The organism is Candidatus Thermoplasmatota archaeon (genome assembly GCA_022848865.1).
Lineage (GTDB): Archaea > Thermoplasmatota > Thermoplasmata > RBG-16-68-12 > JAGMCJ01 > JAGMCJ01.
In genome coordinates, this window is the sequence record JAJISE010000044.1 from 251 (window position 1) to 15425 (window position 15175).

The 15175-nt window shown below is 59.2% G+C and carries 19 protein-coding genes; 7 read left to right on the plus strand and 12 right to left on the minus strand.

Annotated elements, in window-relative coordinates; all coding sequences use genetic code 11:
* The 9 genes from LN415_08035 to LN415_08075 form a co-directional block, all read right to left on the minus strand.
* The coding region (locus LN415_08035) for a hypothetical protein (protein ID MCJ2557034.1) at window positions 1-437 on the minus strand (437 nt) is incomplete at its 3' end.
* Window position 438: 1 nt separating this feature from the next.
* Complete coding sequence (nuoL, locus tag LN415_08040; GenBank protein MCJ2557035.1) at window positions 439-2445, minus strand: NADH-quinone oxidoreductase subunit L; 2007 nt, start codon at window positions 2443-2445, stop codon at window positions 439-441.
* Between the two features lies 1 nt (window position 2446).
* Complete coding sequence (gene nuoK, locus LN415_08045) at window positions 2447-2761, minus strand: NADH-quinone oxidoreductase subunit NuoK (protein MCJ2557036.1); 315 nt, start codon at window positions 2759-2761, stop codon at window positions 2447-2449.
* Entirely contained in the window at window positions 2758-3006 is a 249-nt protein-coding gene (locus LN415_08050) for a hypothetical protein (GenBank protein ID MCJ2557037.1), read from the minus strand. The genes nuoK and LN415_08050 overlap by 4 nt, the downstream gene beginning before the upstream one ends.
* Window positions 3003-3254 (minus strand): NADH-quinone oxidoreductase subunit J, encoded by a 252-nt coding sequence (locus LN415_08055; protein ID MCJ2557038.1) that lies wholly within the window; start codon window positions 3252-3254, stop codon window positions 3003-3005. The genes LN415_08050 and LN415_08055 overlap by 4 nt, the downstream gene beginning before the upstream one ends.
* On the minus strand, window positions 3255-3953 hold the full coding sequence (locus LN415_08060; GenBank protein ID MCJ2557039.1) for a 4Fe-4S binding protein: 699 nt from the start codon (window positions 3951-3953) through the stop codon (window positions 3255-3257).
* A complete protein-coding gene (gene nuoH / locus LN415_08065; GenBank protein MCJ2557040.1) occupies window positions 3953-5107 on the minus strand; it encodes an NADH-quinone oxidoreductase subunit NuoH in 1155 nt (384 codons plus the stop codon). Before nuoH ends, LN415_08060 begins: the two co-directional genes overlap by 1 nt.
* Window positions 5104-6183 (minus strand): NADH-quinone oxidoreductase subunit D, encoded by a 1080-nt coding sequence (locus tag LN415_08070; GenBank protein ID MCJ2557041.1) that lies wholly within the window; start codon window positions 6181-6183, stop codon window positions 5104-5106. Before LN415_08070 ends, nuoH begins: the two co-directional genes overlap by 4 nt.
* Window positions 6180-6620, minus strand: coding sequence for an NADH-quinone oxidoreductase subunit C (locus LN415_08075; protein MCJ2557042.1), 441 nt, complete (start codon window positions 6618-6620; stop codon window positions 6180-6182). The genes LN415_08070 and LN415_08075 overlap by 4 nt, the downstream gene beginning before the upstream one ends.
* A gap of 410 nt (window positions 6621-7030) precedes the next feature.
* Between LN415_08075 and LN415_08080 the strand changes: the two genes are divergently transcribed.
* The 5 genes from LN415_08080 (at window position 7031) to LN415_08100 (ending at window position 9948) form a co-directional block, all read left to right on the plus strand.
* Window positions 7031-7405 carry an NADH-quinone oxidoreductase subunit A gene (locus LN415_08080; protein ID MCJ2557043.1) on the plus strand — a complete coding sequence of 125 codons (375 nt, stop codon included), beginning with the start codon at window positions 7031-7033 and terminating at the stop codon, window positions 7403-7405.
* Entirely contained in the window at window positions 7402-7998 is a 597-nt protein-coding gene (gene nuoB, locus LN415_08085; GenBank protein MCJ2557044.1) for an NADH-quinone oxidoreductase subunit NuoB, read from the plus strand. The genes LN415_08080 and nuoB overlap by 4 nt, the downstream gene beginning before the upstream one ends.
* Window positions 7995-8783: a hypothetical protein gene (locus tag LN415_08090; GenBank protein ID MCJ2557045.1), complete on the plus strand. Its 789-nt coding sequence runs from the start codon at window positions 7995-7997 to the stop codon at window positions 8781-8783. The genes nuoB and LN415_08090 overlap by 4 nt, the downstream gene beginning before the upstream one ends.
* A 5-nt stretch (window positions 8784-8788) precedes the next feature.
* Window positions 8789-9523: a methyltransferase domain-containing protein gene (locus tag LN415_08095; GenBank protein MCJ2557046.1), complete on the plus strand. Its 735-nt coding sequence runs from the start codon at window positions 8789-8791 to the stop codon at window positions 9521-9523.
* A 65-nt stretch (window positions 9524-9588) separates the two neighbouring features.
* Window positions 9589-9948: a hypothetical protein gene (locus LN415_08100; protein MCJ2557047.1), complete on the plus strand. Its 360-nt coding sequence runs from the start codon at window positions 9589-9591 to the stop codon at window positions 9946-9948.
* An 80-nt stretch (window positions 9949-10028) separates the two neighbouring features.
* Here LN415_08100 and LN415_08105 read toward each other — a convergent pair whose 3' ends face one another.
* Together LN415_08105 and LN415_08110 are read right to left on the minus strand one after the other, a co-directional pair.
* Entirely contained in the window at window positions 10029-11117 is a 1089-nt protein-coding gene (locus LN415_08105) for a hypothetical protein (GenBank protein MCJ2557048.1), read from the minus strand.
* Entirely contained in the window at window positions 11110-11643 is a 534-nt protein-coding gene (locus LN415_08110) for a hypothetical protein (GenBank protein MCJ2557049.1), read from the minus strand. The genes LN415_08105 and LN415_08110 overlap by 8 nt, the downstream gene beginning before the upstream one ends.
* A gap of 38 nt (window positions 11644-11681) precedes the next feature.
* Here LN415_08110 and LN415_08115 point away from each other — a divergent pair, with 38 nt between their 5' ends.
* On the plus strand, window positions 11682-12725 hold the full coding sequence (locus tag LN415_08115) for an enoyl-CoA hydratase/isomerase family protein (GenBank protein ID MCJ2557050.1): 1044 nt from the start codon (window positions 11682-11684) through the stop codon (window positions 12723-12725).
* A gap of 348 nt (window positions 12726-13073) precedes the next feature.
* Window positions 13074-13634, plus strand: a complete 561-nt coding sequence (locus tag LN415_08120) for a hypothetical protein (GenBank protein MCJ2557051.1) — start codon at window positions 13074-13076, stop codon at window positions 13632-13634.
* Window positions 13635-13668: 34 nt separating this feature from the next.
* On the opposite strand, the gene LN415_08125 is transcribed toward LN415_08120, so the two are convergent.
* Entirely contained in the window at window positions 13669-14727 is a 1059-nt protein-coding gene (locus tag LN415_08125; GenBank protein MCJ2557052.1) for a hypothetical protein, read from the minus strand.
* Window positions 14728-15175 lie beyond the last annotated feature (448 nt).

The window sequence follows — 15175 nt, forward strand, 5'->3', positions numbered from 1 at the left end:
TCCCAGAAGACGAAGAAGAGGAACAGGTCGAGCGAGATGAAGACGCCCGTTATCGCCAACCCGATGAGAAGGATGAGACCGAAGAACTGGTGCGGGCGCTCCTCCTTCTTCCACGAGTATATCAACCCCATCAGCACGAGCAGCTGCGTGAGGAAGACGAGCGGGGCGGACAGCCCGTCCACGCCCACGATGTAGTTGAGCCCAAGGCTCGGGGCCCACGAGTACATCTCGAACGCGAAGAACCTGCCAGTGGAATCGGGTCCGAATGCGATGAAGCTGTCGGGCAGGAAGTGGAGAACGAGGATGGACGAGAGAACGAGACTTATGAGGGCGGAGATCACGGAGACCCACTTCGCGTAGCGCTTCCCGCCTGCGATGGTCAGCACCGTCCCGATAAGGGGAACGATGAGCAGCAGGCTGAGTATCGGGAACTGCACGTCACCAACCTCCCGACAAGTAGATCAGCATTATGAGGGCGACCGCGAACATCCCCATCACCATCACCGCCAGGTAGACCTGTATCTGTCCCGTCTGCCTTGCCCTAGCTCGATAGCTTGAGCCTGTGATTGCGTACGCGATGCCGTCCACCGCTCCGTCGACGCCCTTCCTGTCGACCGCGTCCGATCCCCTAGCCATGAGGAGACCGAGCTTGGCGGACCCGTTGACGACGCCGTCGATGACGTTGCGGTCGAACCAGTCCGCGGCACGAGCGATGCCCATTCCGACGTGAAGCGCGAAGCCACGGTATGCGGCGTCCAGGTAGTACCTGTTCTGGAGGAGCTTCTGCATTCCCCGCCCGACGGACGTGGAGACGAAGATCTCCGACGAGACCCTCTGCTTGTTGTAGACGACGTGAGCGAGCCCTATGCCTGCCACCGCCGCGAAGAGCGTGATGTACGTCAGCGGGCTGGTGAATATCTCCGTCAGGAGCTCCATCGTGCCCTCATGGACGGTGCCTCCGTAAGTGATCAGATGACCGAAGCCCCCGATCACGAGCGCGAGCATTCCCGAGATGAGGGCGAATACCGCGAGGGCTATGAGCGGGTAGGTCATCACGCGCGGCGACTCGTGCGGATGTATGTCCCCGCGGGTCTTCCCGGCGAACGTCATGAACCATAATCGGAACGCGTAGAACGCCGTCAGGAAGGCGGTTATGACGCCCGCGACCCAGATGAATGTGAAGATCGCGCCGTATGTCTCGCCCGCGACGAAGACCTCGTGCAGGATCGCGTCCTTGCTCCAGAAACCGCTGAACGGCGGGATGCCAGATAGAGCTAACGCTCCGAAGAGCATAGTTATCGACGTAATCTTCATCTTGGAATGTAGCCCGCCCATGACGCGCATGTCGTTGCTCCCGACCGCGTGGATGACCGACCCCGCTGCGAGGAACAGCAGTGCCTTGAAGAAGGCGTGGTTCATCAGGTGATACATGGAAGCGGTGAACCCGTGCGAAGCATGCCCGACATCGTACAGGAGAGCTGCAGCTCCCAGACCTAAGATCATGTAGCCTATCTGGCTGATCGTCGAGTAGGCGAGAACTCGTTTGATGTCGAACGCCACGAGAGCCATGGATGCCGCGAAAATGGCGGTGAAACCTCCTATGCAGATTACTGTGATCGAAGCTATGTCAGAGGCCGCCACGAGCGGGAAGCTCCTTGCAACAAGGAAGACGCCGGCCTTCACCATCGTGGCGGCGTGTATGAGGGCGCTGACCGTGGTCGGACCCTCCATAGCGTCGGGCAGCCAGATGTGCAGCGGGAACTGAGCGCTCTTGCCGACCGCCCCGGCGAAGAGAAGCAGCGGGATCACGTGCATGAGGGCACCGGCTGGAATCCCGCGGGCCTGGATCTCCACGATATTGAACGTGCCAAGGGACGCGTAGATCGCCATGATGCCTATGAGCAACAGCATATCGCCGACCCTCGTGACCATGAAGGCCTTCTTCGCGGCGCTCGCGGCCTTGGACTTCTCGTACCAGAACCCGATCAGGAGGTACGAGCACAGGCCCATTGTCTCCCAGAATATCAGGAACTGGAGGAAGTTGTTGGCGCTCACGGTGCCCAGCATGCCCGCGGTGAAGAGCACGAACTCGGCGTAGTACCGCGTCTTGGACTTGTCCTCCGCCATGTAGCCCAGTGAGTAGATGCCGATGACGAGGCAGAGGAACGAGACGAGGACCATCATCAACGCCGAGACGTTGTCGATCAGCAGACCGAACTCGATCGGCCCTATCCAGTTGTACTTGAACACCTCTTCGGAGACCGGTGCTCCTAATGCACCCAAACCGAGGACCTGGGCGAAGAGGATTACCGAGACGATGAAGGAGGTCCCGAGAGCCGCGATCGCTATCGCAGCCCCGCCCTGCCGCGTCCAGCGTCCGAATATGATTATCAGGAGAAAGGCGACGAGAGGTACGGCAACTATCAGCAGGGCGTACTCGAACATCTTACCTCAACCTCGTCGCCTCTTCAAGATTGATGTCCTTCCTCGATCGGAAGTACACGATGTAGATCCCCAGTCCTATGCACACCTCTCCCGCGGCGATCGCGATGGCGAGGACCGCGAAGACCTGACCTCCCGGGTCCCCTGTGATAGGGTTGATCGCGTAGGAGGAGAACGCCACCAGGTTCATTATCGCGGCGTTGAGGATGATCTCCACGGACATCAGGACGATGATCGCGTTCTTGCGGTAGATGATGCCAAAGATCCCTATGCCGAAGAGGATGCCCGCGAGTGCCAGTTCGTACTCCAGCGGTATCAATCCATCTCCTCCTGGGCCAGGAATGTGCCCGCGATGATGGCCGATGCCAGGAGCAGTCCCAGGACGACCAGGGCAAAGCCGTAGTCCTCGAACGTGTAGTTGGCCACGTCCTTCAGCGGGACCTGGTCGCTCCCCTCCTTGCCCGCGTCCTCCATCACATCCGTCCATGAGACGGAGGCGACCAGGACGACCATGACGATCGTGAGAAGGAACGCTGGTATCAGGGCAAGGAAGACCTTTCTCACTCCTCCTCCCCCCTTCTAGTGAGCACAATCCCGAACAAGAACAGGATCGGGACGGCGCCGGCGTAGACCAATAACTGGATGAGAGCGACGAACTCCGATTTGAGCAGTATGTAGATGCCGCTCATCGTGATAAGCGTCACCGCGAGCCAGAAGGCGCTGTGGACCAGCTTCCGCGACAGCACAACCGCCAGGGTGCCGACGATCTCGATGATCGCGAGAGCGAGGAACCAGACGAGGTCCCATTCCATCTAGCGCACCTCCATCCGCAGCGAGTCCGAGGGGCAGACCTCGACGCACGTCTTGCAGCCCACGCAGACGGAGTAGTCGAACTTCGGGTTCGGTATGGGCTTGTCCTTGCGCATCTTCGGTCCGGGGACCATCTCGATGCACCGCGTCGGGCAGTTGCGCTCGCAGCGCTTGCAGCCGATGCACGTCTCCGCGTCCAGCTGCGGGTTCTCCTCGATTCTGTTCGCGACCGGGACCTTCTCGCCCTCCGTGTCCTTGCGCAGCGCCTCTGCCGACAGTACGAGGTCCTCCCGCTCGAACTCCGCCAGCTCGACGATGGTCGTGTACTCCCAGGCGCCGGTCGGGCAGTACTCGCCGCAGAAGCCGCAGTACAGGCAGACCCCGATGTCCACGGCCGGGCGGGATATCACGCCCTTCTTCTCGTCCTGCGTCGACCTCAGCGACTTGGTGCTCTCGACCTCGATCTTCTCCATGGTGATGCACTGGTTCGGGCAGACGCGCGAGCAGAGCCCGCAGCCTATGCACCTGCCCCAGTCTATCGAATGCTGTCCTCGGAAGCCCTCGCGCAGGGCGGCCCTCTCCTCGGCGGACTCATACGGGATCAGAATGGTCTCGGGCTTGAGCAGCGACTTGAACGTCTGCTTCATCGAGACGTACAGAGGTTTCAGGAAGTAGTTCATCAGACCCGACTTGTCGGCCATCAGAACCACCCCATCCCAAAGTGTGACAGGAACTTCAACGCCACCGCGATGAGGATGGTCGCGAAGCTCAGGGGCACGAGCTCGTACCAGCCTATCTTGAGTATCTGGTCTATCCTGATCCTGGGCAGGATCCAGGCTATCCATACGAAGAACGCGAAGACGATGTATGTCTTGATCATGAACCAGACCTCTTGCGGGAAGAACGGTCCGGACCACCCGCCGAAGAAGAGGAGCACGACGAGGGCGGCGGCCGCCCAGCCCTTCATCCACTTGGACATGAAGATGAGGCCGAACCTGATGTCCGTGATCTCGGTGAGCCAGCCCTCCACGAGCTCCGACTCCGCCTCTGGGATGTCGAAGGGGAGCTTCTCCAGCTCCGCCAGGATGGCGACCATGAACACGACGAAGCCTATGAACTGCGGGATGAAGTACCAGTTCTCGATCCCCAGGACGGATGTCCTCTGCTGAGCCGCAACGACCTCCATGGGGTTGAGGGAGCCCGCCATTATCGCCACGCCCGCGATGCACAGGAGCAGCGGAATCTCGTAGGCGAGCATCTGCGCGGCCCCTCTCATACCCCCGATGAGCGTGTACTTGTTGCCGCTCGCCCAGCCCGCGATCAGGACGGCGAGAGGGGACAGTGCGAACATCGCCACGATGAAAATGAGCCCGAGTTCGAGGTCCGCCAGCACGAATGTCGTGCTCAGCGGGATGGCCGCGTAGGCCATGACGGACGAGATGAATATGATGGCGGGGGCGGCGTGGAACATGGACTTGTCCGCGTTCCGAGGCGTTATGCTCTCCTTCATGACGAGCTTGATGCCGTCCGCCATGTTCTGCAGGAAGCCCGTCCCCTTGTGTATCTTCTTCCACGGGTGCGGGACCATCACTCCCCTCCTGTCCTGCAACCTTCCGTAGAGCTTCCTCTCCATCCACAGGACGACGAGGAGGTTGATGACGGCGAACACGAGCATGATCACGACCGCGATGGCGAAGCCCCAGAATTCGATGACCGCGTCGCTCCTGAACCAGTTCGCCACGTCATGGAACCATGGGATCCAGCCGCCGAGCAGGTCCGCGAGCCAGGCCAGAATGCCGCTGACAAAGGCCGAGATCTCCCGGCTCCATCCTCCGAGGTCGAAGAGTCCGCTCATTTGTCAGTCTCTCCTATGCAGACGTCTATGCTCCCCATTATCGCCAGCACGTCGGCGACGTTCACCCCTCTGAGCAACTTCGGCAGGACGTTCATAGTGCAGAAGATCGGGCTTCTTACCTTCAGGCGATATGGCGATTCGCCACCGTTGCCCACGATGTAGTAGGACACCTCACCGCGAGAGTCCTCCGTCCGCCGGAAGCTCTGTCCCTCTGGGCGTAGAGGCGCCTTCACATTTATCGGACCGTCGGGCATCTTCTTCAGCGCCTGTCGGATGATCTTGCAGCTCTCCAGCATCTCCCCCATTCGCACATGGAAGCGCGCGAGACTGTCACCTTCGTCGCGGACCTGGACCTCCCAGTCCAGCTCGTCGTAGACCTCATACGGGTCGTGTTCCCGCATGTCCCGCTTGGCCCCGCTGCCTCGGAGGTTCGGTCCCGTCACGCCGTACGCTATCGCGTCCTCCACCGAGAGGGTGCCCACGCCCTGCATCCTCTTTAGGAAGGCGCTGCTCTCGTTTGTTACCTTGTGGTAGTCCTTGACCCTCACCTTGAACTTCTCGAAGATCTTATTCACCTTGTGCTCGAAGTTGGGGGGAATGTCCTGGGAGACCCCGCCGATCCTGGGGTAGTTCTGGTTCATCCTCGCTCCCGTCTGGAGCTGGAGCAGGTCGAGGAAGTACTCCCTCTCCCGCAGGCAGTACAGGAGCAGCGTGATCAGGCCGACGTCCGGGCCTATCGCCATGAGCCACGTCATGTGGGACGTGAGCCGTTGCATCTCCAGCGCTATGACGCGCAGGTACTTCGCCCGCTCTGGGATCTCGAGGTCCATCATCTCCTCCACCGTGAGGCAGTACGCGTGCGCGAAGCACAGCGAGGACACGTAGCACAGCCTGTCCGCGAGCGGGATGATCTGGTTGTAGGTCCTGCGCTCGCACAGCTTCTCTACCCCCCTGTGTAGGTAACCGAGGACGGGCTCGGCGTCCACGATCGTCTCGCCGTCGACGAGGATCTTCAGATTCCACAGTCCGTGCGTCATCGGATGCTGCGGTCCCATGTTTATCCAGAGTTTCGTCATTCTCCTTCCCTGAAGTTCTTTCTTAACGGATAGAACGTGAAATCATCGGGGAGCAGTATCCTCCTCAGGTCGGGGTGGCCCTCGAAGACGATGCCCATCATGTCGTATGCTTCCCTCTCGTGGAAGTTGGCGCCCGGCCACACTGGTGTGACGGAGTCGACCTTGGGGTCGTCGACCGGGATCTTTGTGTGGACCTCCGCCACGATGCCGAAGGAATAGGACGTGATGTGATAGACGCACTCGAAATGCTCCCGCCAGTCCAGCGCCGAGATGAGCGAGATCTGCTCGAACCCGATGTCCTTCAGGCGGGTGCAGACGTCCTTCAGGCGGTCGCGGTCCGCGGAAAACCTCACCATGCCCTTGCGCGGGAAGGAAAAATCCGAAACGCCCTCGGGAAAGTCTCGCTTGAGTTGCTCGGTTACCTCCTCCTCGTTCATAACCTCACCGAAGGGCGATGCTCGTTGGTCGGGTTGCTCCCAAAGATTGAAAGGCAAATAGGATAGCCGTATTTAAGACCCATGGAATTGGGGTTTCGGGGGCAAATGGAGCCGTCTCGTTTTCGCAACGACGGTTCGAGGTTTGTCCGCTCCCGACTCTTGATCGCGTTTGAGACGTGACGTGTAGACTCACGGGGGATTCGCTAGACGAGTTCCAGAATCTTCGGTTATACCCATAACCGAAACTTCCTCGTTCCCTGTCTCAGGTTCCAGAGTTCGGTTATGGACCTTACCGAAACCCTGCAAAGGAGTCCGATTGTCTTTGGATGCCCCTTGAAGATTGGGGAATGTCATAGGAATCCATCGAGTTGTAGAAACCCTTTTATTGCGATTCGAGTTTACAGGGGCAGATGCTTCCCGAGGACTACCTGGTCGTCGCCCTGTTCGGGATAGTCGCGATAATCGCCGGACCCGTGGCCTACCTCGTGAACCGGTGGTTCCGTCCCGGGAGGACGCTTCCGTACACCGAGGACACGTACGAGTGCGGGGAGGAGCCAATCGGCCCCGCGCAGGTGCGCTTCAACTTCCAGTACTACATCTTCGCCATAGTCTTCGTAGCCTTCGACGTCATCGCCGTGGTCCTTCTGCTGTGGGCGTTCAACCTCGCCGAGTATCGGGGCGCCGAGCGGCTGTTCTGGTCGATGGCTTTCGTGCTCACGTTCGCGCTCCTCCTCGGAGGGGCAGCCTTCTACGCGCTCATGAAGCAGGAGAAGGTGAGCGCATGACGGAAGATGGTTCCATGGTCTGGGGATGGGATTCCTCCGACTTCATGGAGTGGTTCTCGGGCGCGCTCACGAAGGCGGCCGAGCTCACACGGATGAAGAAGATCGTGAACCTCCTGACGGGAAGGATCTTCAACTGGGGCCTGAGGAACAGCCCCTGGCCCCTGCACTGGGGCATAATGTGCTGCTCCCTCGAGATGGCCGCCGCTTCCGGACCGAGATACGACGTCGAAAGGTTCGGGATGATATACCGCTCGACGCCCAGGCAGGTGGACATACTCCTCGTCAACGGGCCCGTGAGCATCAAGCTGGTCCCGACGATCAAGAGGCTGTACGACCAGATGCCCGCCCCGAAATGGGTCGTGGCGATGGGCGAGTGCGCGATCTCCGGCGGGCCGTTCTACGACTCATACAACATCGTCCAGGGCGTGGACAGAATCGTGCCGGTGGCGGTGTACATACCAGGCTGTCCCGTGCGTCCGGAGGGCATGCTCGACGGCTTCCTCAAGCTTAAGGAGATGGTGAAGCAGGAGAAGAAGGAGTACTTCCTGCAGCCCAAGGGCAGGTCGGACATCCGCCTACCTGAGCCCGTGTGACCGCAAAGGATTTCTACGATCATCTTCTCACGGTTTTCGTGCAGCACGCAGAGAGATTACGGATTGCGGAGGACCTGCTCACGATTCTCAAGAGGAAGTGCGCCGTCCGCGCTGCCGCTGTGGTGGGCTCCACCGCCAAGGGCAAGGACCTTGAGCACTCCGACCTCGAGATGGCCGTGATAGTCGGCGGGAAGAAGCCCGTGGACGAGCGCTTCCTGTACAAGGACATCGCCGTGTCCGCGGAGTTCCACACGGACGAGGAGATCCGCCAAGGGCTGGAGAAACCTCGGGCATGGTTCGTTGTGATGGCCAACGACTACACGATGCCGCACATCCTGTACGATCCCGAGAACCTGTACGGGGAATACAAGGCTCTGGTCACGAACGCGGACGATGGTTATTGGCGGGCCGTGGCGGCACACGCGCTCGTCCTCGCGTACGAGCAGCTCTCCAAGGTGAGGAACATGAGCATCGTCGCGGACGAGGCGAAGCTCAGGATGCCCTGCATCTGGTTCGCCAAGGTATTGGCCTGGTACGTCGCCGCCGTGAACAGGAAGTCCTTCACGACAACTTGGGACCTCTACGACTCGCACAACGCCTTCCTGGACCTGCCCGCCAAGTTCGCCGAGGCCTTCCCGAAGCTCTGCGGTCTCGTCCCCGCTGACGCGAAGGAGCTCGCCCCGCTCGCGGAGGAACTGTGGGAGAGTGTGCAGGGCCACGCGAAGAGCAGGGACATCAAGATGACCATGCACGAGACTCTGGAGGACGCTGTCGCGAGCTGGTGAATCGCATGGCGGGTGACATTCTCTCCGAGCTTCGCAGAGACCTTCTCGACGAGACCGGGCGGCTCGAATACACGCGAAAGGCGTTCGGGATGTTGCCCAAGATGAACAGGCCCGACATCCTTGACATCGGCTGCGGCAACGGGGAACCGACACTCGAGCTCGCCAAGCTGAGCAATGGGACTGTGACGGGGATAGATATCGATCAGGCCTCCCTAGACGAGCTGGACAGAAAGGCGAGGGAACTCGATTCCTCGGACAGGGTCAGAACGATGAACATGTCCCTCCGGGACATCGACTTCCCCGACAGGAGCTTCGACATCATCTGGGCGGAGGGTTCCATTTTCGTGATAGGCTTCGAGGAGGGCCTGAGGGAATGGAGGAGGCTCATCAGGCCTAAGGGGTTCCTGGTCGTTCACGAGATGTGCTGGTTGGGGTCGGACCCACCAGACGAGATCAGGGTTTACTGGGAGAGGATGTATCCTGGGATCTGCAGGGTCAAGGAGGACGTGGACGCGGTTCCTGGATGCGGCTATCACCTCGTCGGGCACTTCCCCCTGCCGGATGATGCTTGGTGGCACTTGTACTACAAGCCGCTGGAAGAGCGCATCCGAGCCTTCAGGCGCAAGTACGGAGATGACCGGAGGTCCCTGGCCGTTCTGGACAAGCAGCAGAGCGAGGTCGACCTCTACCGAAAGCACAGTAAATGGTACGGCTCCGCCTTCTTCGTCATGCAGAAGTAGGACATCATGAAAGGTCTACCTTCAAATACGTGGATGCGCATTCGATTGACCCACGAGGGATTGAGATGCCCGTAAGGAAGGAACTGGAGATTAGAGACCTGAGGCCTAAGATGAAGAGCGTGACAGTCGAGGGTAGACTGATGAAGCTGAGCGGGATCCAGAGGACGAAGAAGGGTCCGCTGTGCATCGCATTCCTCAAGCAGGGGAAGTTCCGCGCGCGCCTGAGGCTGAACAAGGACATGATTGGCAAGGTCGAGAGGGGGGACATGATCAAGCTGCTGAACTTCGACACGCAGGAGGGCAAGCTCACTCTGATTCCGAACGAGATGAGCATAATGGTCGCCAACGGCAGGCGCGTGTGGATCGGGCGGGAGCTCAGAGAGATGGAGGCCAAGCGCAAGAAGCAGGCGGCTCCGACCGAGTGATCACTGGTTTTCCACGGTCCAGAAGCTCGGCTGTCGAACCACTCATACAACTGGCCTGGTGCATGTGGACCCGGCGGGGGCTAGTCCTCCCGCATGCTCTCGATGATCTTCCCGCACCTCTCGGCCTGTTTCGTGAACTTGTCGAGGAAGGGGATGGATTCCCCGATGTCTATCTTCACCCGCTCGAACTCGTAATCCTCCGTCTGCTTCCCCTGCCACTCTCCCCACACGTGGATATCTAGCGGGCTCAGTTGCACGACGCCGAAGATGACCGCCAGGTCGTGGATCAGGCAGTGCAGGCTCCACGGGTTGTCTATCGCGCCGAGCGCCTCGTTGACCGGGAAGCGCATGACCGCCGTGGACAGGCGGGCGTTCTTCGCGTGGTCCACCATGTTCTGGTCGAACGTGACGAGGATGACCTCTGCCGAATGGCTTTCCTGGAAGTCGGCGTACGACGCGGCCATGTCCCTGTCCACGCGCTCTTTGTCTTTGGCAAGGTCTCGCCCGGAAACCTCGAGCGCGCCGAGATCCTTCGTGAGGAAGTCTATCTCGTTCTGTGCCAGCTTCGCCTTCCGAGTGGACAGCTTGTTCGTGCGACCCAACCTTCGGACGAGGCCGCGCGCCCTTGCCCTGCTTGAAAGAGCCTCGACCTCATCGGGTTTGTAGCGGTAGCCTATCCTCCTGTCCACCTCCTTGCGCACGAGCTCGCTGACGACGAGCTCCAGGCAATCGGGGTTGATCTCCTCGTGACCCACGTACGGGAAGTGGCGGGAGAATATGCGCGAGTACGCGACGTTCGTGTCGATTCCGATGTAGACGGGCTTCCTAGGTCTCGACGGTCCCGTCATTCTCGCCCTGATGTGGTGTATCTGTTCCACGAAGTCGTCCCACTCCCGTGGTCTCAGTGCGCCGGAGCTGAGGAAACAGTCCTTGAAGTCGAACCACTCGGGCGCCTCCCAGTCCAGGCGACCCAGTCCATGGACGACCTTGTCTCGCTCCTCCCTGAACTCGCGCCCACTCACGATCTTGGAGATGCGCATCTTCTCGTCTACCGTGAACAGATCGAGCCCGTAGAAGGGCTCCTTGATGCGGAGGATCTTCCTGCCGTACCTGAAGGCCTTGTTCAGCAGGAGGATGAGGTAGTCCTTGGGCAGTATGAACTCAGTCATCGCCCTTCCTCACGAAGTCCCTCCAGTCGTGGAGGAAGTAAGGTATCATCGGGTACGGGCGGTTCGCGTGCCTCAGGTCGCGCAGGAACAGGTAGAACACGTGGTCGGCGCCGTGATTGAGCGCGGACGTGTAGGCGGGTAGCGCGAGCGCCTTTCTGGCGGGAGTGATGTCCAGGGCGACCTCGTTCCCTTTCTTCTTCTCCTCCTTTATGATCTCCGCCACCTTTTCGGCGACGCGGTTGATGAAGTCCGTCTCTGGGACGACATGAACGAGGACCTCGGGTTCGACGCCGTAGGTGCGCAGGAGCTCTTCGGCGGGCCCCGAGCATTCGTGCGCGTCCTCCTTGAGCCGCGCGTGGTGCAGGATGATGAGCTTCTCCGGCAGGTAGTCGTGGTCCTCTATGGAGGCCCACAGGCTGTTCACGAGCGCCCAGCTGCGCCGACCGCAGAGCGTGATGTACGTCCTCATTTCCGTGTGCGGTGAAGAGACTAGGGAAATAAGAAGCTTGGGTTTCCAGAAACGCATAAATACGCCCCCCGGCTTACCCGCCAAAGGGGAGTGACATGGGTTTTGAGCCAAAGGATCCGAAGGAGTTCGATTTCAAGGACATAATCTACGAGAAGAAGGACTGGGTAGCGACCGTAACGATCAACAGGCCGAAGGTGTACAACGCCTACAGCATCCTCGCGCTGCGCGAGATGGCGGCCGCCTTCAAGGACGCCTCGTGGGACGACTCGGTAGCCGTCATCGTCATGACCGGTGCGGGCGACAGGGCGTTCTGCACGGGCGGGGACGTGAAGGAGTACGCGGATAACTACACCGCTCGGCCGCGTGATTTCTGGAAATGGATGGGCGACTACAATCATGCTCACGACATGCTTCGCAACTGCGGGAAGCCCACGATCGCAAGAGTCAACGGCGTCGTCGCGGGCGGCGGGAACGAGTTCCACATGAGCTGCGATCTGTCCATTGCGGTAGAACACGCGGAGATAATGCAAGTGGGCACGCGGGTCGGGAGCGTCGCGGCGGGAGGTGCGACGCAGTTCCTGCCGATTATGGTGGGAGACCGGCGGGCCCGCGAGATCCTCTACCTGTGCGAGAGGATCCCCGCCAAGAAGGCGATGGACTGGGGACTCGTGAACCTCGTGGTTCCGTCGCTCAAGGACTCTAGCGGGAACTTCGCGTCCTTCGACGACCCAAAGGAGATAAAGGGAGCGCTGAAGTCAGGCGATTACACGGTGGACCTGTCCAAGCTGGACGAGGCCGTGGCCGAGTGGGTCGAGAAGCTCGTGGACAAGTTCCCCGAGTGCATGAGATACACGAAGCAGCAGACGAACTTCTGGAAGGACCTCGCCTGGTACAATACAATCGGCCATGCACGTGATTGGCTGTCCGTGCACTTCGCCTCGTACGAGACGTGGGAGGGCATGAAGGCGTTCGTGGAGAAGCGCGAGACGGGATACCGCAAGCTTAGGAAGCTGGCGGCCGAGGGCAAATCATCCGAGTTCGTGTGGGGACCCTACACGCAGGAATGCACGAAGTGCGGCTCCAAGGGGATCCCTGAGAACTTCGACTTCTGCGGAAAGTGCGGGGAGAAGTTCGAGTAGGCGGGCATTCCGCTCCTGTTCGGATATGCCACGAAGCATTTCGCCGAATCAGATTATCCAGATGTGTTGTTTCAGGAGGTTAAATATGTGGGTTCCGCGTGAAAGACAAACATGACAATACCGCAGAAAGACAAGAACACCGACGATTCTGCCTCTCTTGATCGCGAAACAGCAAGACTAGCCCAGCCGTTCTCGAAGGAAGCTTATGGGAACCTTATAGGATGGATATAGGATGATTATAGGATGCATATGGGATGGTTATAGGCAGATTATGGGAGGCATATGGGATCTGCGAGGTGGGAGCGGACCAGTCCTGAATGAGGACTCGAGGAGAAAGGAGAGAGTCGAATGAATGTCAGAGGCAACATCCTGTTGAGGTTCATCAGCGGGAAGCTGGGCGGTCTGGTCGGAAGGATGTGGAAGGGCAGACCCTACCTTTCGAAAGCCCCCACTTTTCCGAAGAACAGGAAGTTCTCGAAGATGCAGATGGAGCATCAGGAGAGGTTCCAGGACGCGGCTGCCTACGCAAAGGGCGCCATCAGAGATGAGGCATCGGCGGGACTCTACGCAGTCCTGGCAGAGAAGTATCGCCTGACATCTTACAACGTCGCCCTGAGGGATTTCTTCAGGGCTCCTAAGGTCAGGGAGATCGACGCGAGCTCCTACACAGGAAAGCGAGGCGAGGAGATAGTTATCCGTGCCGTGGACGACGTCGAGGTCCTGCGCGTGCATGTCATCATCAGGAAGAACGGAGAAGTGCTGGAGGAAGGCGACGCTGTCCGCGAGAAGTACAACAAGACGCTCTGGCACTACGAGGCTCAGAAGGACCTCGGAATCGAAGGATGTCTAATCGAAGTGCAAGCCGAGGACAGACCAGGGAACGTGACAGTGAAGGAGTTCGCGCTCTGACGCTTGTGCACATCAGCTGCCAGAACCGTCAGGATCACTTGGGAAGCCTGTCGATGGCCTCACCGACCGTGCTGGAGAAGTCGCAGTTCACAGGAATCTCGGCCTCGCTCAGCGCGATGAGCTCCACCGTGGGTTCCCCGAGTATGTACTCCCTGTGCGTGTAGAACGACAGAGTATCCTTCCGGGTCTTGAAGTACTCGTTGTAGTTCACGAAGGGACCGGACATCATCGTCTCCGAGTTCCCTGAGAACATGAGGTAATTGGGCAGGTCCTGCACGGTTTTCTGAAGTCCATCGGTTCGCGATTTCAGCGGGAACCTGGGACTGAGCCGGACGTGTACGAAGGCCAGTATCTCATATCCAAGCATCGCAAGGTCAACGGTCCTAGCCGTCCTGATGAGCCCGCTCCTCTCGAACCTCCTCTTCATGCTCGAGATGACCTGCCGCGAGGCGTTGATCTCTTCGGAAAGAGCGACATCAGTGAATTCGGGATGCTCGACCAACCCCCTGAGCACGGTTCTCTCCTTTCTCGTCAGTCTTCTCGAGCCTACCTTCTGGTCGGGGGACTCGACCGTGACCTTCTCGTCGAGACCGAAGAGCAGGCTGAGGGGTCGCGAGAAATGGAAGAAACGAATCTGCCTCGTCAGCTCGAACGGGAATATCACAGATGTCCTGCTTGTCCCGTTGAACAGTCTTGTGTCAGCGAACTCCTGCTCCACCGCTTCGGTCCACCTTCTGAGGGATGTGTAGTCCCGTGTTGCCGACAGGGTGAAGTAGAAATCCGGAGACATCAGGAAGTGGTAGAGCCCTTTGTTCTCCCTCCTCATCGTGTCGACGAAGCGCATTCTGAGGCTCTGGCTCGAAGACGGATTGAACCTTCCATATCCGACAACAGACAGCTCGCAGCCCAGCTTATTCATGGACGGGATCCTGACCGTCTTGAAGTATCCTTCCTCGCGAAGTCTCCGCCTGATGGCTGTGATCGTGGAGTGCTTGACCTTCGTCTTCTCCGCGAGCTTGCGGTCATTGAGGGTCGGATGCACGACAAGTCCGTGGAGGACCCTGCGTTCGTTCTTGGTCAGTCCCTTCTTCATGAACGTTTGAACTGGTTCATGATATATGACCTTTGCGAATTTGTTAATCTCTCACAGGATGAGCCTACACCTACTCCCCTGGAAGTTGAGCACATCTTGCAGTGCAATTGCGGAGGTGTGCCCGGTGAGGAGCACATTGGCAGAAGAAGCGGTCCACCGTCCAGTCCCTGCAGTTCAGCTTGGACCAGACGGGGCCAGGGCGGGCATGATCGAGACCATAGGAACGGCCCGTTCATCTCATCTTGCACAGAAATCTTTAAGCCCTGTGAGAGCAATATGTTCAATAAGGCCACGGGGGGTCTCAGACGGCATACCACTTCTCCACAGAGAGTATTCGCAAAGACCACTTGCTCAGGAAGGTTGCGTGGAACCTCGTTCTGCTCAACCTGGGTCTCATCGCCAGCTTTGTTTTCGTGCAGCACGCGATGTTCTACACTTTTCCCCCAGA